16 protein-coding genes are annotated in these 18332 nt (G+C 63.2%); 7 read left to right on the top strand and 9 right to left on the bottom strand.

The window, feature by feature from the left end; genetic code table 11:
- Nucleotides 1-20 precede the first annotated feature (20 nt).
- Nucleotides 21-464, top strand: coding sequence for a DUF3060 domain-containing protein (locus MLB1_RS05785; RefSeq protein WP_255485597.1), 444 nt, complete (start codon nt 21-23; stop codon nt 462-464).
- 18 nt (nt 465-482) lie between these two features.
- Here the strand turns inward: MLB1_RS05785 and MLB1_RS05790 are convergent, their stop codons facing one another.
- The 5 genes from MLB1_RS05790 to MLB1_RS05810 all read right to left on the bottom strand — a co-directional run bounded on the left by MLB1_RS05790 (nt 483) and on the right by MLB1_RS05810 (nt 4906).
- Nucleotides 483-1031 carry a DUF3558 domain-containing protein gene (locus MLB1_RS05790; protein WP_180748708.1) on the bottom strand — a complete coding sequence of 183 codons (549 nt, stop codon included), beginning with the start codon at nt 1029-1031 and terminating at the stop codon, nt 483-485.
- Entirely contained in the window at nt 1028-1597 is a 570-nt protein-coding gene (locus tag MLB1_RS05795) for a DUF3558 domain-containing protein (RefSeq protein WP_180749711.1), read from the bottom strand. Before MLB1_RS05795 ends, MLB1_RS05790 begins: the two co-directional genes overlap by 4 nt.
- A gap of 75 nt (nt 1598-1672) precedes the next feature.
- Nucleotides 1673-2449, bottom strand: coding sequence for a crotonase/enoyl-CoA hydratase family protein (locus MLB1_RS05800; protein WP_180748709.1), 777 nt, complete (start codon nt 2447-2449; stop codon nt 1673-1675).
- A gap of 4 nt (nt 2450-2453) precedes the next feature.
- The gene (locus MLB1_RS05805) at nt 2454-3200 is read right to left on the bottom strand and encodes a PaaX family transcriptional regulator C-terminal domain-containing protein (protein WP_180748710.1); all 747 of its coding nucleotides are present in this window, start codon (nt 3198-3200) and stop codon (nt 2454-2456) included.
- Between the two features lie 71 nt (nt 3201-3271).
- Complete coding sequence (locus MLB1_RS05810) at nt 3272-4906, bottom strand: acyl-CoA dehydrogenase family protein (protein WP_180748711.1); 1635 nt, start codon at nt 4904-4906, stop codon at nt 3272-3274.
- Nucleotides 4907-4991: 85 nt separating this feature from the next.
- Between MLB1_RS05810 and MLB1_RS05815 the strand changes: the two genes are divergently transcribed.
- From MLB1_RS05815 to MLB1_RS05830, 4 genes are all read left to right on the top strand, one after another.
- Nucleotides 4992-5693 (top strand): hypothetical protein, encoded by a 702-nt coding sequence (locus MLB1_RS05815; protein WP_180748712.1) that lies wholly within the window; start codon nt 4992-4994, stop codon nt 5691-5693.
- 67 nt (nt 5694-5760) lie between these two features.
- Entirely contained in the window at nt 5761-6102 is a 342-nt protein-coding gene (locus MLB1_RS05820; RefSeq protein ID WP_180748713.1) for a metalloregulator ArsR/SmtB family transcription factor, read from the top strand.
- A gap of 3 nt (nt 6103-6105) precedes the next feature.
- Nucleotides 6106-6591, top strand: a complete 486-nt coding sequence (locus MLB1_RS05825; RefSeq protein WP_180748714.1) for an SRPBCC domain-containing protein — start codon at nt 6106-6108, stop codon at nt 6589-6591.
- 57 nt (nt 6592-6648) lie between these two features.
- The gene (locus MLB1_RS05830; RefSeq protein WP_180748715.1) at nt 6649-6939 is read left to right on the top strand and encodes a DUF1905 domain-containing protein; all 291 of its coding nucleotides are present in this window, start codon (nt 6649-6651) and stop codon (nt 6937-6939) included.
- Here the strand turns inward: MLB1_RS05830 and MLB1_RS05835 are convergent.
- Entirely contained in the window at nt 6936-8339 is a 1404-nt protein-coding gene (locus MLB1_RS05835) for an amino acid permease (protein WP_180748716.1), read from the bottom strand. The genes MLB1_RS05830 and MLB1_RS05835 overlap by 4 nt on opposite strands.
- A gap of 165 nt (nt 8340-8504) precedes the next feature.
- Between MLB1_RS05835 and MLB1_RS05840 the strand changes: the two genes are divergently transcribed.
- Together MLB1_RS05840 and MLB1_RS05845 are read left to right on the top strand one after the other, a co-directional pair.
- Complete coding sequence (locus MLB1_RS05840; RefSeq protein WP_371750563.1) at nt 8505-8909, top strand: hypothetical protein; 405 nt, start codon at nt 8505-8507, stop codon at nt 8907-8909.
- Complete coding sequence (locus MLB1_RS05845) at nt 8906-9388, top strand: anthrone oxygenase family protein (RefSeq protein WP_180748717.1); 483 nt, start codon at nt 8906-8908, stop codon at nt 9386-9388. The genes MLB1_RS05840 and MLB1_RS05845 overlap by 4 nt, the downstream gene beginning before the upstream one ends.
- 79 nt (nt 9389-9467) lie before the next feature.
- Here MLB1_RS05845 and MLB1_RS05850 read toward each other — a convergent pair whose 3' ends face one another.
- The 3 genes from MLB1_RS05850 to MLB1_RS05860 all read right to left on the bottom strand — a co-directional run bounded on the left by MLB1_RS05850 (nt 9468) and on the right by MLB1_RS05860 (nt 18064).
- Entirely contained in the window at nt 9468-10349 is an 882-nt protein-coding gene (locus tag MLB1_RS05850) for a hypothetical protein (RefSeq protein ID WP_180748718.1), read from the bottom strand.
- A gap of 200 nt (nt 10350-10549) precedes the next feature.
- The gene (locus MLB1_RS05855; protein WP_180748719.1) at nt 10550-14497 is read right to left on the bottom strand and encodes a DNA-directed RNA polymerase subunit beta'; all 3948 of its coding nucleotides are present in this window, start codon (nt 14495-14497) and stop codon (nt 10550-10552) included.
- 36 nt (nt 14498-14533) lie between these two features.
- Nucleotides 14534-18064, bottom strand: a complete 3531-nt coding sequence (locus tag MLB1_RS05860; RefSeq protein ID WP_180748720.1) for a DNA-directed RNA polymerase subunit beta — start codon at nt 18062-18064, stop codon at nt 14534-14536.
- Nucleotides 18065-18332 lie beyond the last annotated feature (268 nt).

Raw genomic sequence — 18332 nt, forward strand, 5'->3', positions numbered from 1 at the left:
ACTCCGGGATAATGAGCTCTATGTCCCGCAAACACATGGCCCTCGCCGTCGCCGCCCTCGCCGCCCTCGGACTGGCAGGCTGCGGCGTCATCAAACCGGGTTCAAGTAATCCGACACCCGGCACCTGGACTCCCCCGTCCAGCTCGACCTCGTCCAGCGCGAGCCCTCCCACGTCCGCCAAGGTCGACGTCGGAGACGAAACCGTCATCGGATACTTCGGCCAGACCACGACCGCCGCCTGCGAGGAGGGCAAGCGCCTGAACATCACCGGTGCCAACAACACGCTGACCATCACCGGCCCATGCGACAAGGTCACCGTCTCCGGCTTCTCGAACACTGTCACGTTCGACGAGCTCAAGACCGAAGTGACGGTCACCGGTTACGCGAACAAGCTCACCTACAAGACCGGCGAGCCGAAGGTCAACAACAACGGATCCAACAACACCGTCGAGAAGGTTTCCTAGAACCTTCCGCAGAGCGAACTACAGCACCGTTTGCACAATGTGTTCGACAAGCTGGCGGGCCGCGGCGCAACCGTCACCTGTCTTGCGGTACTGAACCCACCACGTCAACGACCCCGTTCCGGCGGGAACGGTCACACCGCATGCCGAACCACTGCTGGGTCCGGTGCTGGTGAATCCCTTGCGGCCGTTGATCGTAATGTCGGCGGTCTTCTGGCCCATCCCATCGGCCGCCTTGCGGTCGCGGTCGACATCACCGCCCTCGTAGTAGGCGTAGAGGAGGTCTATGAGATTTCCACCGTCATCGGCGGCGACCCAATAGCACAGTGCCCCAAAGAAATTCTGGTAAATCTGCGCGGCCTTGATGGTTTCGACGATGGTCTTCTCATCGAGCGGGCCGCATTGGCCGTTCCCAAATCCGTACGGGTCCAGCTTGTCGTTCTCGCCCCGCTCGTTGGAGCTCAGACTCTCGCCTGGGGCAATGGCGGTGCCGTCGACGGTGCGTACGCAACCGGTCGGTCCCGCTAGAAGTAACGCGACAGCGGCAAGCGCGCCGACGATTCTTTTCATTGCTTTCCCACCCTGCTGAGCAGCGTGTCCATCAGGGTCTCGACGGCCTTGCACGGGTCATTCTTAACGGCCCCGGATTGCAGGGACCAATGCAGGAAGTCCGGTCCCGATCCCGCGGACAGCTCGCACAGCCCGGTGTTGCTCACCCGGTAACCCGGATAGGACTTGGTAGTCACCGATTCCACCGTATGCCCGAGGTTCCGAGCAACCGAGGCCTCCTTCTCCGCGGAGCTCCCCCGATACCAGTACAGCGAGACGGACGTGTCCCCGTTACCGGGACCGGTGGACCACCGGCAGCCCAGCAGGCTGTCCACATCACGCTTGAGTCCCGGATTACCCACCGCCGCAGTGACTTCCGCATCAGCCATGCCGCCGCAGTCACCGAGCTTGAAACCCTTGCCGGGACCGTTGCTCACCTCTGGCACCGTGGTCACCTGCACGTCGGGTGATCCGCCGCCGCCGTCGTCGTCACCACCGGAAGACGACCGCGGCGAGCATCCAGCCAACACCACGGCGGCAACGGCCAGGGCCATTACCGGGACAATCCGCACACTCACGGTGTCCACAGTACGTCCGCATCCCGCATGCCTCTCGTACGTCTCGGACATACTCGAGTGTGTCGGCGTCGGGCACCGCGCGTGTCAGACCCCGGCGCCGTGGCGCCCGGCACCTGCCGCAAACCGACCGGCACCCTCCAGCGCCTCGGCAGCGACCCGCTCGATACTGCCAAACTCGTTGTCCAGCGCCGCTTCCTCAGTCATCCCCCATTGCGCGAGGGCCGAATCGCGGTCGGCGCGCACGCACTGTTGCGGGAATGCCGCGATCTCCGCAGCCAGCGTTTCCGCCACCGCGCGAGCCTGGCCACGCGGCACCACCCGGTTGGCGAGCCCGATGTCCAGGGCCTCATTCGCCGCGACGGGGCGTCCGGTCAGGATGAGGTCCATGGCACGCGAGTGTCCGATCAGCCGTGGCAACCTGATCGTTCCACCATCGATGAGGGGCACGCCCCAACGCCGGCAGAACACCCCCAGCACAGCATCCTCCTCGACCACCCGAAGGTCGCACCACAGCGCGAGCTCAATACCACCCGCGACGGCATGACCCGATATCGCCGCGATCACCGGCTTGGACAGCCGTAGTCGGGACGGACCCATCGGGCCGGGGCCATGCGGGTGCAGTTCGTTTCCACGGTCGGTACCCATGGCCTTGAGATCTGCTCCTGCACAAAATGTTCCGTTGTCACCCCACAGCACCGCCACGGACGCATCGGGGTCAGCATCGAATTCGGTGAACGCTTCGAACAACGCCGCAGCAGTCGGGCCGTCGACGGCGTTACGGGCGTGGGGTCGGTTGAGGATGATCGTCGTCACCGGACCCGTCTTCTCAACCCGAACGGCCGGATCGGCGTCCTCACTCATGGCCCTACCCATACGGAACCTCCTCCATTTCAGCGGGATCACGCAGTGTCACCAGCTCATCCTTGAATTCCCGATAACGAGAACGCATTTCGTCGGCAGGCCATTCTGGCGGCAACAACTCATCCGGCAGCACCGGGTCGGCCAGCAGATGCCGCACCATCGCGGCAGCCAAAACGAATCGCGCCGGAATCGTCCCGGCCTGATCCCACCACTTCAGCAGGTCTGTCGCATACAGCGACCATCCCGGCAGATCCCACAGCTGGGCCGCCAATGCTGCGGGGTCGTCGGTTCGGGTGTGCAGGACCCAAACGTGGTCGGCAACCGACGGCGGCAGCTCGATCTCCAGATTGTCTGGACGCAGCCACACGCCCTCTCTCAGTTCGCCGAACCGCCTTTGCCGCAGGGTGGTTCGCAGATCGTTGCGGTCACGCGCGTCGCGACCCACGCTGGTGACCACCAACTGTGTCCAGTCGCCATTCCAGGCGCGCCGATGCGGATCGCAGGCCTCGTCCTGTCGAAGCTGACGGGCCTGTAGGCGCTCGGCAAGCCGATACCCCGATTCAGTTCTCGTGACGTCTCCCGCGGACACCATCCGGGTCAGCGCCACCCGTACTGTCGTATCGCTGATTCCGAACAAGGTAGTCAATGCGCGGATCTCACGCACCGACAACTCTGCCGGGTGAGCACCCAGCAGGAGGCTCAGAATGACCGAGCGTGCCGTCATCGGGTGGTGGTCGACCGGGTTGCCCATATCTAAAGGTCGGTCATCGTCTTCAATGTGTCCATACCTGCCGAGCTTCGCGCAAGCGGCTCATCCATGGCCTAGTTGCCCGCCTTGACGGACGCCCGCTCCAGAATCGGCGACAGGTCCAATCCCGTTGGGAGAGTGCCAAATGCGCCGCCCCAGTTGCCGCCAAGCCGGGTCGCCAGGAACGCCTGCGCGACCGCCGGATGACCGTGACGGACCAGCAGCGCCCCTTGCAGTGCGAGGCAGATGTCCTCGGCGACCTTGCGTGCGCGGTAGGCGACAGAGTCCAGATCTGTGAGCTGCGAATGCAGTCCGTTGATATGACGGTCCAGACGCTCATCCTGCCCCTGCGCGAGGGCGAGCTCCTTGAACAGCACCTCGACGCATTCTGGTTTGGTGGCCATGGCCCGCAACGTGTCCAGGGCGCTGACGTTCCCGGAGCCCTCCCAAATGCCCATCAGCGGAGCCTCGCGATACAGGCGCGGTAGGCCGGAATCCTCGACGTACCCGTTGCCGCCCAGACATTCCATGGCTTCACCCGCATGCGGCGTAGCACGCTTACACACCCAATACTTGCTGGCGGCCAACCCGATGCGACGCAACAAGGATTCCGTCTCGTCCCCGCGAGTGGCGCGGTCAGTTGCACCCGCCATCCGCATTGCCACCACGGTCGCGGCCTCGGCCTCGATCGCCAGGTCCGCGAGTACATTGCGCATGAGCGGCTGGTCGATAAGGTACTCGCCGAAGGCCTTGCGGTGCTGAGCATGATGCATGGCCAGCGCCACACCCGTACGCATGCTGGTGGCCGATCCGAGGGTGCAGTCCAAGCGCGTCATGTTCACCATCTCGATGATGGTCTTGACACCGCGCCCCTCCTCACCGACCAACCAGGCCGTGGCACCGTCGTACTCAACCTCCGATGATGCGTTGGAGTGGTTGCCGAGCTTGTCCTTCAAACGCTGCAACCGCATCCGGTTGCGGGTTCCGTCCGGGAGCACCCGCGGCAGGAAGAAGCATGACAACCCGCCGGGTGTCTGCGCCAGCACCAGGAACACATCGCACATCGGCGCCGAGGTAAACCACTTGTGCCCCACCACGGTGTAGCTGCCGTCGGCGTTCGGGGTCGCGGTGGTGGTACCCGCGCGCACATCCGAGCCGCCCTGCTTCTCGGTCATCGACATACCTGCCGTCAGCCCCGCCTTGGTGGTGGGAACTCTCAGCTCCGCGTCATATACGCGGCTGGACAGCAGCGGCTCGTAAACGGCCGCCAGCTCGGGGTTGGCCCGCAGCGCCGGCACCACCGCGTAGGTCATCGAGATCGGGCACATGTGGCCGGGATCGGCAGTCCATACCCCCGTCTTCGCGGCGCGCACCACATGGGCGCCCGGACGTTCGTCCGCCCACGGTGCCCCGTGCAATCCGTGTGCGACCGCCTCGCGCATGAGCTCGTGATAGGCCGGGTCGAACTCGATTTCGTCGACACGATGACCCCAACGGTCGTGGGTGTGCAGCACGGGGCGGTTCCGATTCGCAAGCTCCCCGGCGCGCTGCATGCGAGGGGTGCCGTTGAGCGCACCGACCTCGACAACCTCATCGACGCCCCACTGACCGCCTTCTCGAACAAGCGCTTCCATCAGCACGGGGCTGGTCGCCGCGTTGTAGTCGTACAGCGGTGGGACCTGATTGGTAACGACATGCGTATCGGCCATACGTCAGTGTTACATTTCTACGACAATCGCACAAGATCTGTTCGGATGGCCTTGCGCGAGCTCTTGGTGCGCTACAAAAGACGACGTGGAGAAAGTGATCTTTGTGCTGCGTCAACCGCCCGATGCCGCCACCGACGAGTGGGTGGAGCAGCTATGCACAGCCGTCGTCGACAAGATCCGGACAGTAGGGGTGCACGGCCTGAGCGTGTGTGTCCATGACGCCGCCGTACGAGCCGCGAGCTTGCGGCTGATGACCCTGGACCCGCCGTTCGTCGCCGCGGTCAGTGTGTGGGTTCAGCAGTCGTACGGCCCCGCGATACAGGAGATCGCGGCCGTTCTCACCGCAGCGTCTGCGGTCGCGCACGGATATCTCGTCACAGAGTCTGTGCCACTATCCTCCCCCGAGCCCGAACCCGGCTCGCGGTCAATGGGTTTCACCAATATCGCGCTGCTGCGCAGGCCCGCGGACATGCCATTCGACGCGTGGCGTCAACAATGGCAGGGCGTTCACACTCAGAACGCACTCGACCTGCAGTCGACGATCGGATACGAACAGAACCTTGTGGTCCGCGCCGTCACCGCCGATGCGCCCGTAATCTCGGCGATCGTCCTTGAACAGTTCCCCGCCTCGGCGCTCACCGATCCGCTGGCTTGGTACGGCGCCTCGGATCAACAGCAGCTGGGCGAGCGCGTGATGGCGATGCTCGAGAGCGTCAAAGCCTTTGGCGCTCATACCAATATCGATACCGTCGCGACCAGCAGACACGACATTATTCGGCCGTTCTAGATCGAGACCCTCCCCCTCCTCCGATTCCACCGGTTGACATACAACCAAATGGTTGTACATTGGGGGCGTGGCCGGAGCAGATGAGGACAGGGCCGACGCCTTGTTCCATGCACTCTCCGACCGCACCCGACGCGACATCCTGCGGAGAGTGTTGGCCGGCGAACACTCGGTCTCGACACTTGCGGCGAACTACGACATGAGTTTCGCCGCGGTGCAAAAGCACGTCGCCGTGCTGGAAAGGGCCGGGCTGCTTAACAAGCGGCGTAACGGCCGCGAACAGCTGGCCAGCGGCGACGTAGTAGCAGTTCGCTCGGTCGGCGCCATGCTCTCCGAGCTGGAGCAGATCTGGCGCGGCAGAATCGCTCGCATCGATGAACTCATCGCATTCGAATCACCACAGGAGGACTGAATCATGCCCGTCACCAACGTTACTCACGATATCGACACCCGCACCATCACCATAGACGCCGAATTCGATGCACCGATCAGCCGGATCTGGCAGATCTACGCCGACCCCCGTCAGCTTGAAAAGGTTTGGGGACCACCAAGTTGCCCGTCGACTTTTGTCGACCACAACTTCAAGCCGGGTGGCCGGGTGAACTACTACATGACCGGAGCCGAAGGCGAACGGTACGCCGGATGGTGGGAGATTACGGCAGTCGACGAACCCAACAGCTTCGCGTTCAAGGATGGATTCTCCGACGAGAATTTGAACCCGGTGGACAACATGCCGGTTTCAGAGAACGTCTACACGTTCGTCGAGAAGGATGGCCGCACCCTGGCGACATACGTGAGCACATTTGAGACGGCAGAGGCGCTGCAAAAAGTGCTGGATATGGGTGTCATCGAAGGTGCTTCTTCGGCGATCAACCAGATCGACGAACTCGTCCGCTGCTAAGCGATGGGGCGCCCGCACCCCATACCGACGGTACGGGCGCCCCGTTACGCTCACTTTATGGTGGAGTACCGCGATCCCGGCACCATCACCTTCGATGCGATGATCGAGAAGCCCGAGGGCCCCGGCGCGTACGTCGAGTTCCCCTTTTCCGTGGTCGATACCTTCGGCGTCAAGGCCCGAGTACCAGTGCGGGTGGTATTCGACGGCTCGGTGACTTACACGGGATCCCTGGCACCGTACGGCGGTAAGCATCTTCTCGGGGTACGCAAGGACATTCAGGCACAGCTGGGCAAGGGGCCCGGAGACCGGGTGACCGTCGAGCTCCGTCTCGACGCGGACCGCAGCTAGGCGTCCTGCTTCTCTTGCTGCGCCGGCTCTCCGTGGTGCACGAAGTAACCGAGCACCACAATCACAAACCACACCAGACCTACCACGAGGGCGGTGCGACCGTCCTCTGTGAAGAACAAGAGCACCACCACGAGCGCCAGAAAGGCCAGCGCCAACAGATTCGTCACGGGCGCACCAGGCAGCCTGTAATCCGAGGCAGGCAGTTCTCCGGCGGCGACCCGCTTCCGATAAATCAGGTGGCACAACAGGATTGAACCCCACACGAAAATGATGCCGATGGTGGATACCGAAGTGATGTAGGCGAATGCCTTGTCCGGCGAAAGCCAGTTGACGAACACGCCGATACCCATTGCGAGCGTCGAGAAGCAGATGGCCAACAGCGGGACGTGACGTGAACTCAACGCCTGTAGACCCACGGGGGCGTCGCCGCGCTGCGCCAGGCTGCGCACCATCCGTCCTGTCGAATAGATGCCCGAGTTACAGGAGGAAAGCGCCGCGGTGAGCAAGATGAAGTTCACTATGTTCGCGGCCTGCGGAATGTTGAGGTACTCGAACACAGCGACGAAGGGACTCTCACCTTTGTGGTAATTCTGCCAACCCTGGATCGAGAGGATCACGATCAGCGCGCCTACGTAGAACAACCCGATGCGGAACGGCAATGTGTTAATCGCCTTGCGCAGCGTTACTTTAGGGTTCTCGGCCTCCCCCGCCGTGACTCCGACGAGCTCAACGCCGACATACGCGAACACCACGATCTGCAGGCTCAATAAGGCCTGGCTGAAGCCCGTCGGGAAGAACCCACCGTCGTTCCACAGGTTGGCAACGGTGGGGCCAGATTCAGGCCCCAGACCCGAAATGGGAAGCAGCACACCAATACCGATGATGATCATGCCTACGATCGCAGTCACCTTAATCATCGAGAACCAGAACTCGGCCTCACCGAAGATCTTCACCGATATCAAGTTGGCCGCGAACAGGATGAGAAGAACCGTCAAGGCGGTGACCCACTGCGGGACACCGGGCCACCAGCGTTGGATATATACGCCGGCGACGGTGATCTCGGCCATACAGGTTGTGGCCCACACCGCCCAGTACGTCCAGCCGTTCGCGAATCCGGCGAAGCGCCCCATGAATTCCTCGGCGTACTCCGAGATGCTGCCCGACACCGGCCGATAGACCAGCAGTTCACCGAGCGCACGCATGATCACGAAGATGGCGAGGCCCGCGACCAGGTAGGCCAAGATGAGCGCCGGTCCCGCCTTCTCGATCGCACCGCCCGCCCCGTAGAACAGGCCCGTACCGATGGCACCGCCGATCGCGATCATTTGCACCGTGCGGGCAGACAGTCCACGTGAATATCCGGCGTCGGGTGTCTCGGATTCGGAATTGGCAACGGTCATCGGAACATCATTACGTGAGTAGACACTTCTTGCACAGTAATCCCAGGACGGTCGTGCAATACGCGCCTGCTGAGAGGGCGTCGCCGGACAATCGAGTGGAATTGCGGGGCGACAGTAGGTAGTTATGCGCTACCCCGATATCGCTTGGCTCCATAGGTTTCTGGCGTGAGAAAATCATCATCCATCCGGCCCCATATGTTGCTGATGCTGATCGTTGCGTTCCCCTTCGCCATCATCGCCGGTCAGCTCAATCTCGATCCGTGCCGCTGGTGGGCCGTGTACAGCATCGCCGCGGCCGTAGCGACTCTGGCCGGTCTCACCACGCTCGCAATGCGCGTGGTCGGCAGGCCGGGGTTGGCGGTGAGCTATCCGTGGGCAATCTACTGGGCGGCCTTCGCACTGCTGACGGCCACTCAGAGTTTCTTATATGCCGAGTTCCGACATCACTGCCCGGTGTTCGGCCCGCTGATCCCCGTCGACATGTTCCTTGAGTGGCTGATAGCCCCAACAGTGCTTGTCAACGTATTCCGACACATGCGCGCCCGCTCGCGGATAGAAAGAGAGGTATGAACACGAAGGCGTCATTCGATGTGATCGACGGTGCGGCAGTCCTTCTCAACGGAACGTTGACTGGGCTGCTGTTCGCATTCTCCGCCGCGGTCATGCCGGCGCTCGGTCAGCAGACGGCGGTAGCGGGTGCCGCGACGATGCAGTCCATCAACCGGATGATCGTCAATCCCGTGTTCCTGGTGGTGTTCCTCGGGTCGGCGCTCTGCGCCGTTGCGGCGGGCGTGCTGGCCATGGCCGGGTCACACCGCTCGTGGTGGATTGTGGCCGGCGCGACCATCTGTTTTGTGGGCACGTTCGTCGTCACCGTGGTGTTCAACATTCCGTTGAACGGACGGCTGGACATGGTCGATGTGAACAGCGTTGATGGACAGCAATTCTGGCGGCAATACCTGTCACAGTGGACAGCATGGAATCACCTGCGGGTGGCCTCCGGGATCGTTGGAACGGCTCTGCTGGTGACTGGTCTGGTGCGTCGGTAGCCCCAGCCCACCCACCCTTCCCCGCGAGCAGACGCTTAGTGCACACAAACTCCAGGACGGCTGTGCACTAAGCGTCTGCTCACCCAGCCTTTCGGGCAACGCTCAGGTGATGCCGGATACGCGCGACCAGGCCGATGGGATCGCGTCGCACATCCTCGACCGTGATCGGGACGATTGTCCAACCACATTCCTGCAACCGAGCGGTTCGCATCTTGTCACGCAGCATTCCTTCTCGACTCCCGTGCCATTCGATGCTGTCGTACTCCGCGGCAAGCCGTATATCAGGCCACGCGAAGTCGACTCGCCACAGCTCACCGCAACGATCAAAGATCTCAAACTGCAACTCGGGCAATGGAAGCCCACCGTCGATCATGACGAGACGAGATTCACTCTCCATCACCGACTCGGCTCGTCCGTCGGCCAGCGGCAAGAGCTCACGGACCCTGACGATCCCCCGCCTGCCACGCTGGACATCCGCCGCGCGGGCGAGGTCAGCGACGCTGCACAGTCTGCTGCGCAACACCGCGTCGAGCACACCCAGCGCTCGGCCGCGTCGGATGGCGCGGGCGCATTCAATCGCGGTCCAGGGCGCAGTACTCATGAGACGTCCATCCAATTTGGACAACGGTGCGCCATCGCGTTGGTGGACAACCAGGTTGGGAGTCGGCCGTAGCCTCCGTCCCAGGTCGTAGACGTGCAATTCCTCGGGCCGCTCGGTATCGAATCCGTGCAGCGCGGCTGCTGTGAACATGCACGCGACTGCCTTCTCACCTATGAACAGATCCAAGGCCTTCAGCCGTACCGCTATGCCAGGTTCCGGCGCCGTATAGACGCCACGATACTGGCGGATCACTTTGCGATTGGCTACCGCTTCGTCCAGACCACGCCTGCCGAGAACCTCCAGCAGCTGACTCCGCATCGCGACGCCACCGCCCATGGACAGCGCCCAGTCGAGACCCATCACACGAGCCTGCCCATGGACACGCCTGTTCGAAACACCCAATCGGGTTCTGTGGATAACACCATCGCGAGCAGACGCTTAGTGCACACGAATCCCAGGATGGCTGTGCACTAAGCGTCTGCTCGCGGGGAAAGGGTGAGGAACTGACGAAACGAAAAGGCCCCCGGGAAATCTCCCGGGGGCCTTTTCGTGCTTACGAACTAGCGGTAGTCGCTGTAGCCATAGTCGTCCAGCGGCACCGCAGCACCGGTGTTGCTGCCGAAGTCGGGGCTGTAGTACGCGTCCTCGTATGACGGGATCGTGTACGCGGCAGCCCGCGCCTCTTCGGTCGGCTGCACCGAGATGTTGCGGTAACGGTTGATACCGGTACCGGCCGGGATCAACTTACCGATGATGACGTTCTCCTTCAGACCATTCAGCCTGTCGCTGCGGCAGTTGATGGCCGCATCGGTCAGCACGCGAGTGGTCTCCTGGAAGGACGCCGCCGACAGCCACGAGTCGGTGGCCAGCGATGCCTTGGTGATACCCATCAGCACCGGACGGCCGGCCGCGGGCTCGTTGCCCTCGGCCACCACGCGACGGTTCGCGGCCTCGAACTCGCCACGCTCGGTGAGCGAGCCGGGCAGGAATTCCGTTGCGCCCGAGTCGATGACCGTCACACGACGCAGCATCTGGCGCACGATGACCTCGATGTGCTTGTCGTGGATCGACACACCCTGGCTGCGGTACACCTCCTGGACCTCGCTGACCAAGTGCACCTGCACCTGGCGCGGGCCCATCACACGGAGCACCTCGTGCGGGTCGGCCGCACCCTCCATGAGCTGCTGTCCAACCTCGACGTGGTCGCCGTCGGCCAGCGGACGCTCGGAGCCGTCCTCATGCTTGAAGACGCGCAGGCGCTGACGCTTGGAGAGCTTGTCGTAGATGACTTCCTCGCCACCGTCGTCCGGGATGACGGTGATCTTGTAGAAGCGCTCACCCTCTTCCAGACGCACTCGTCCGGTGACATCGGCAATTGGTGCCTTGCCCTTGGGAACTCGCGCCTCGAACAGCTCGGTGACACGCGGCAGACCACCGGTGATGTCGTCGCCGACGCCACCCTGGTGGAAGGTACGCATGGTCAGCTGGGTACCGGGCTCACCGATCGACTGCGCGGCCACGATGCCCGCCGCCTCGCCGATGTCGACGATCTTGCCGGTCGCCATCGAGCGGCCGTAGCACATCGCGCAGACCCCGGTGCCCGTGGTGCAGGTAAGCACCGACCGCACCTTGACCTGGGTGACACCCGCACCGAGCAGCTTCTCGATCGAGGGATCGCCCAGATCGTGTCCACGCTCCACCAGCACGTTGCCATCGGCATCCACCGCATCCGCGGCGAGAGTCCGTGCGTAGGCGGAGGTTTCGATATGCGCATCGCGGATCAGCGTGCCGTCGGCCTGCTTCTCGGCGATGGTCACATTGATGCCGCGCTCGGTGCCACAGTCCTGCTCGCGGACGATGACATCCTGCGAGACGTCAACCAGACGACGAGTCAGGTAACCCGAGTCCGCGGTACGAAGCGCGGTGTCCGCCAGACCCTTACGGGCGCCGTGCGTGTTGATGAAGTACTCCAGAACGGTCAGGCCCTCACGGAAGGAGGACTTGATCGGCCTCGGGATGTACTCACCCTTCGGGTTGGTCACCAGACCCTTCATGCCCGCCAGGTTGCGCACCTGGGTCATGTTGCCGGTCGCGCCGGACTTGGGCAGCAAGGTGATCGGGTTGTCTTCCGGGTAGTGCTCCTCCAGTGCCTTACCAACCTCGTCGGTGGCTTCCTGCCAGATCTTGACCAGCGCCTCGCGCCGCTCCTGGTGGTTCAAAGCACCACGCTGGTACTGCTTTTCGATCCGCTCCGCTTCCTTCTCGTAGCGGTCGAGGATCTCCGCCTTCTGCGGCGGCACCAGCACGTCGGCCATCGACACCGTGACGCCCGAACGCGTGGCCCAGTGGAAACCAGCGTCCTTGAGCTTGTCGACGGTCTGAGCGACCACGATCATCGGGAACCGCTCGGCGAGGTCGTTGATGATCGCCGACTGCACCTTCTTGTGCATCTGCTTGTTCACGAACGGGTACCCGTGAGGCAGCAGTTCGTTGAACAGCACGCGGCCCAGCGTGGTCTCGGCGATCCAGGCATCACCTGGGCGCCAACCGTTTTCGAATAGCTCAGCTTCGACTTCGGCCGGCGGGCGCTGCTGGGTGAGCCGCACCCGGATCGGTGCCCGCACGCTGAGCGCGCCACGATCCAAGGCCATGATGGCTTCGGCGGTCGAGCTGTAGACACCCGTCTCCGGCCGATCCTTGGCGGCCGGCGTACGCGCGCCGATGTCGCCTGGGATCTCGGTAGTCAGGAAGTACAGACCGGTCACCATGTCCAGACGCGGCATGGCCAACGGGCGGCCCGACGCGGGAGACAGGATGTTGTTCGAGGAGAGCATCAGGATGCGCGCCTCGGCCTGCGCCTCCGCGGACAGCGGCAGGTGCACGGCCATCTGGTCACCGTCGAAGTCGGCGTTGAACGCCTCACACACCAGCGGGTGCAGCTGAATTGCCTTGCCTTCCACCAGCTGCGGCTCGAAGGCCTGGATACCCAGGCGGTGCAGGGTTGGTGCACGGTTCAGCAGCACCGGGTGCTCGGCAATGACCTCTTCGAGGACATCCCACACCTGGGCACGCTGGCGCTCCACCATCCGCTTGGCGCTCTTGATGTTCTGCGCGTGGTTCAGATCGACCAAGCGCTTCATCACGAACGGCTTGAACAGCTCCAGAGCCATCAGCTTGGGCAGACCGCACTGGTGCAGCTTGAGCTGCGGACCGACCACAATGACCGAACGGCCCGAATAGTCGACGCGCTTACCGAGCAGGTTCTGACGGAACCGGCCCTGCTTGCCCTTGAGCAGATCCGACAGCGACTTCAGCGGACGGTTACCCGGTCCGGTGACCGGACGTCCACGACGGCCGTTGTCGAACAGTGCGTCCACGGACTCTTGCAGCATCCGCTTCTCGTTGTTGACGATGATCTCGGGCGCACCCAGATCGATCAGTCGCTTGAGGCGGTTGTTGCGGTTGATGACGCGGCGGTACAGGTCGTTCAGGTCGGAGGTCGCGAAGCGGCCACCGTCGAGCTGAACCATCGGGCGCAGCTCCGGTGGGATCACCGGCACCGCGTCGAGCACCATGCCACCCGGGGTGTTGGTGGAGTTCTGGAACGCCGCCACCACCTTGAGCCGCTTGAGTGCGCGAAGCTTCTTCTGCCCCTTGCCACTGCGGATGGTCTCGCGCAGGTTCTCGGCCTCGGCGGGGATATCGAAGTTCTGGATGAGCTTCTGTACGGCCTCGGCACCCATGGCACCGGTGAAGTACTCGCCGTAGCGGTCCACGATCTCGCGGTAGAGCAGCTCGTCGACGATCAGCTGCTGGACGGAGAGCTTGGTGAAGGTGGTCCAGATCTCGTCGAGCCGGTCCAGCTCACGCTGGGACCGGTCGCGCAGCTGGCGCATCTCACGCTCACCACCGTCGCGCACCTTGCGGCGCACATCGGACTTGGCACCCTCGGCCTCCAGCTCGGCCAGGTCGGCCTCGAGCTTCTGGGCACGGGCCTCCAGGTCGGTATCACGCTGATCCGCGACAGCCTTCTTCTCGACCTCCATCTCGGCCTCGAGCGTCGAGAGCTCGTTGTGGCGCAGCTCGGTGTCGACCGCGGTGATGACGTAAGCGGCGAAGTAGATGATCTTTTCGAGATCCTTCGGCGCCAGGTCGAGCAGGTAACCGAGACGAGATGGCACGCCCTTGAAATACCAGATGTGCGTGACCGGAGCGGCCAGTTCGATATGGCCCATCCGCTCACGGCGCACCTTGGCACGAGTCACCTCGACGCCGCAGCGCTCGCAGATGATGCCCTTGAAGCGCACACGCTTGTACTTGCCGCAGTAGCACTCCCAGTCGCGAGTAGGTCCGAAGATCTTCTCGCAGAAGAGGCCGTCCTTCTCGGGCTTCAGCGTGCGGTAGTTGATGGTTTCCGGCTTCTTGACTTCGCCGAAGGACCAATTACGGATGTCATCCGCCGACGCGAGGCCGATACGAAGTTCATCGAAGAAGTTAACGTCGAGCACGTAAACTCCCTTTCCCCTTGCGGGATAGAAATCGGATTAGGCGAAGTCCTCAATGGACGCAGATTCGTTGCGGGACAGGTTGATTCCCAGGTTCGCGGCTGCCCGCTCCAGGTCCTCGTCGTCGCCATCGCGCATCTCGATGGCGGCACCGTCCTTGGACAGCACCTCCACGTTGAGGCACAGCGACTGGAGTTCCTTGAGCAGAACCTTGAACGACTCCGGGATACCCGGTTCGGGGATGTTCTCGCCCTTGACGATTGCCTCGTACACCTTGACCCGGCCGACGGTGTCGTCGGACTTGATGGTCAATAGCTCCTGCAGTGTGTACGCGGCGCCGTAGGCCTGCATGGCCCAGCACTCCATCTCGCCGAACCGCTGGCCACCGAACTGCGCCTTACCACCAAGCGGCTGCTGGGTGATCATCGAGTACGGGCCGGTCGAGCGTGCGTGGATCTTGTCGTCGACCAAGTGGTGCAGCTTCAGGATGTACATGTAGCCGACGGTTATCGGATACGGGAACGGCTCGCCGCTACGGCCGTCGAACAGCCGCGCCTTACCGTCACCGTCCACCATGACCTCGCCATCCCGGTTGGGCAGCGTCGAGGACAGCAGTCCGGTCAGCTCCTCCTCGCGGGCACCGTCGAACACCGGGGTGGCCGTGCGGGTATCAGCCGGGGCCGACAACATGTCCGCCGGCAGCTTCGACGCCCACTCGGGAATTCCGGCAGAGCCGCCCTTCTGAACATCCCAGCCGGTCTTGGCTACCCACCCCAGGTGGGTCTCCAGGATCTGGCCGATGTTCATACGACGCGGCACACCGTGTGTGTTCAGGATGACGTCGACCGGGGTCCCATCAGGCAGGAACGGCATGTCCTCCGCGGGCAAGATCTTGCCGATGACGCCCTTGTTGCCGTGGCGTCCGGCCAGCTTGTCACCGTCGGAGATCTTGCGCTTCTGCGCGACATAGACCCGGACCAGTTCGTTGACACCGGCAGGCAGATCGTCATCGTCATCACGCGAGAAGACGCGGATGCCGATGACCTTGCCGGACTCACCGTGCGGCACCTTCAGGGAGGTGTCGCGGACCTCGCGGGCCTTCTCACCGAAGATGGCACGCAGCAGACGCTCCTCAGGGGTCAGCTCAGTCTCACCCTTCGGGGTGACCTTGCCGACGAGGATGTCGCCATCGCGGACCTCGGCACCGATGCGGATGATGCCGCGCTCGTCGAGATCGGCCAGCACCTCATCGGAGACGTTCGGGATATCCCGGGTGATCTCCTCGGCGCCCAGCTTGGTGTCGCGAGCATCGATCTCGTGCTCTTCGATGTGAATCGAAGTGAGCACATCCTCTTCCACCAGGCGGTTGGACAGGATGATGGCGTCCTCGTAGTTGTGGCCTTCCCACGGCATGATCGCCACGAGCAGGTTCTTACCGAGGGCCATCTCGCCGTTTTCGGTGCAAGGACCGTCGGCGAGAACCTGGCCGACCTCGACACGCTGACTTTCGTCCACGATCGGGCGCTGGTTGGCACAGGTGCCGTGGTTGGACCGCGCGAACTTGCGCAGCCGGTAGCTCTGGCGGCTGCCGTCGTCGGCCATCACGGTGATGTAGTCGGCGGACACCTCTTCGATGACACCGGCCTTCTCCGCGATGACAACGTCACCGGCGTCGATGGCGGCACGCAGCTCCATACCGGTACCGACCAGCGGGGCCTCGCTGCGGACCAGCGGAACCGCCTGGCGCTGCATGTTGGCACCCATCAGGGCACGGTTGGCATCGTCGTGCTCGAGGAACGGAATCATCGCGGTCGCGACGGACACCATCTGGCGCGGCGAGACGTCCATGTAATCGACATCAGTCGACGGCACGAACTCGACCTCGCCACCCTTGCGGCGCACCAGCACACGGTCCTCGGTGAACCGGCCCGTGTCGTCGGTCGGCGAATTGGCCTGCGCCACGACGTGGCGGTCCTCTTCGTCGGCGGTCAAGTAGCGGATCTCATCGGTGACGACACCCTCGGAAACCTTGCGGTACGGGGTCTCGATGAAGCCGAACGGGTTGACCCGCGCGTACACCGACAGCGATCCGATAAGGCCGATGTTCGGGCCTTCCGGCGTCTCGATCGGGCACATGCGGCCGTAGTGCGAGGGGTGCACGTCACGGACGTCCAGGCCGGCACGGTCACGGGTCAGACCACCGGGGCCCAGCGCCGACAGGCGGCGCTTGTGGGTGAGGCCCGACAGCGGGTTGTTCTGGTCCATGAACTGCGACAGCTGGCTGGTCCCGAAGAATTCCTTGATCGCCGCCACGACAGGCCGGATGTTGATCAGGGTCTGCGGGGTGATCGCCTCGACGTCCTGGGTGGTCATGCGCTCACGCACAACACGTTCCATGCGCGACAGACCGACGCGGATCTGGTTCTGGATCAGCTCGCCGACGGTACGCAGACGACGGTTGCCGAAGTGGTCGATGTCATCGACCTCGACGGGAACCTCGAGACCGCCGGGGGCGGTCATCGCGGTCTGGCCCTCGTGCAGGCGCACCAGGTACTCGATGGTGGCGACGACGTCTTCCTCGTTGAGGGTGGTCGTGGTCACCAGAGCCGGGTTGGCACCGCCAAGGCCCAGCTTCTTGTTGACCTTGTAGCGACCCACGCGCGCGAGGTCGTAACGCTTCTCCTTGAAGAACAGGTTCTCCAGCAGGGCCTGCGCGGACTCCTTGGTCGGCGGCTCGCCCGGGCGCAGCTTGCGGTAGATGTCCAGCAGCGCCTCGTCGGGGCCGGCGATGTTGTCCTTCTCCAGGGTCCCCATCATGATCTCGGAGAACCCGAAGCGCTCGACGATCTGCTCGTTGGTCCAGCCGAGTGCCTTCAGCAGCACGGTGACGGGCTGGCGGCGCTTGCGGTCGATGCGGACGCCGACGGTGTCGCGCTTGTCAACGTCGAACTCGAGCCACGCGCCGCGACCCGGGATGACCTTGACGCTGTGCAGGGTCTTCTCGGTCGACTTGTCGATGTTCTCGTCGAAGTAGACGCCCGGCGAACGGACGAGCTGCGAGACGACAACACGCTCGGTGCCGTTGATGATGAAGGTGCCCATGTCGGTCATCATCGGGAAGTCACCCATGAAGACCGTCTGGCTCTTGATCTCGCCGGTGTTGTTGTTGATGAACTCCGCCGTGACGAACAGCGGGGCCGCGTACGTCATGTCCTTGTCTTTACACTCGTCGACGGGTGCCTTGACCTCGTCGAAGCGCGGGTCGCTGAAGGACAGCGACATCGAGCCGGAGAAGTCCTCGATCGGCGAGAGTTCCGTGAGGATCTCCTCAAGGCCGCCGGTCGGGTTCACCTCACCACGGGCAGTCGCAACCTCACGCCAACGCGGCGCGCCAACCAACCATTCAAAGGAATCCGTCTGTACATCGAGCAGGCCGGGAACCTCAAGAGGTTCGCGCAGCTTGGCGAAGGAAAGTCGGCTAGGTGCCCCAGGAACGGAGTTAGTAGTTGCGTTATCGGTCTTAGTCTGGCGAGAGACTGCCAAGATCGGTCCTCCAGTGTTGCCGCGCATCTGCGATTTTTTGCGCCAGCAGACGACCAAACACACACACCCGATCGGTCACAACATGAACCAACGCCGTCGTGGCGGGGGAAGGTGGGCAGGAGGCAGCCAGCGCAACGTCTAACAATAGCGTACTATCGCGCAGCCTTCAACTGCCCGGTCAATTATGCGGATCAGCGCTGGCTGGCGCCTCGATGCCCACCTGGCTGCGTTCCGCATAAGTCCGTGCTGCCAAACAGAGTGACGCGTCGCACGCCGCCCGTCAAGAGATAGCGGC

Source organism: Mycobacteroides sp. LB1 (genome assembly GCF_013449725.1).
Lineage (GTDB): Bacteria > Actinomycetota > Actinomycetes > Mycobacteriales > Mycobacteriaceae > Mycobacterium.

Bases quoted from the DNA above. Each gene is read 5' to 3' on its own strand.
- MLB1_RS05860 (WP_180748720.1), bottom strand. From the start codon at position 18,064: ATGCGCGGCAACACTGGAGGACCGATCTTGGCAGTCTCTCGCCAGACT.
- MLB1_RS05835 (WP_180748716.1), bottom strand. From the start codon at position 8,339: ATGACCGTTGCCAATTCCGAATCCGAGACACCCGACGCCGGATATTCA.
- MLB1_RS05810 (WP_180748711.1), bottom strand. From the start codon at position 4,906: ATGGCCGATACGCATGTCGTTACCAATCAGGTCCCACCGCTGTACGAC.
- MLB1_RS05845 (WP_180748717.1), top strand. From the start codon at position 8,906: ATGAACACGAAGGCGTCATTCGATGTGATCGACGGTGCGGCAGTCCTT.
- MLB1_RS05825 (WP_180748714.1), top strand. From the start codon at position 6,106: ATGCCCGTCACCAACGTTACTCACGATATCGACACCCGCACCATCACC.
- MLB1_RS05805 (WP_180748710.1), bottom strand. From the start codon at position 3,200: ATGGGCAACCCGGTCGACCACCACCCGATGACGGCACGCTCGGTCATT.
- MLB1_RS05800 (WP_180748709.1), bottom strand. From the start codon at position 2,449: ATGAGTGAGGACGCCGATCCGGCCGTTCGGGTTGAGAAGACGGGTCCG.
- MLB1_RS05790 (WP_180748708.1), bottom strand. From the start codon at position 1,031: ATGAAAAGAATCGTCGGCGCGCTTGCCGCTGTCGCGTTACTTCTAGCG.
- MLB1_RS05830 (WP_180748715.1), top strand. From the start codon at position 6,649: ATGGTGGAGTACCGCGATCCCGGCACCATCACCTTCGATGCGATGATC.
- MLB1_RS05785 (WP_255485597.1), top strand. From the start codon at position 21: ATGTCCCGCAAACACATGGCCCTCGCCGTCGCCGCCCTCGCCGCCCTC.
- MLB1_RS05850 (WP_180748718.1), bottom strand. From the start codon at position 10,349: ATGGGTCTCGACTGGGCGCTGTCCATGGGCGGTGGCGTCGCGATGCGG.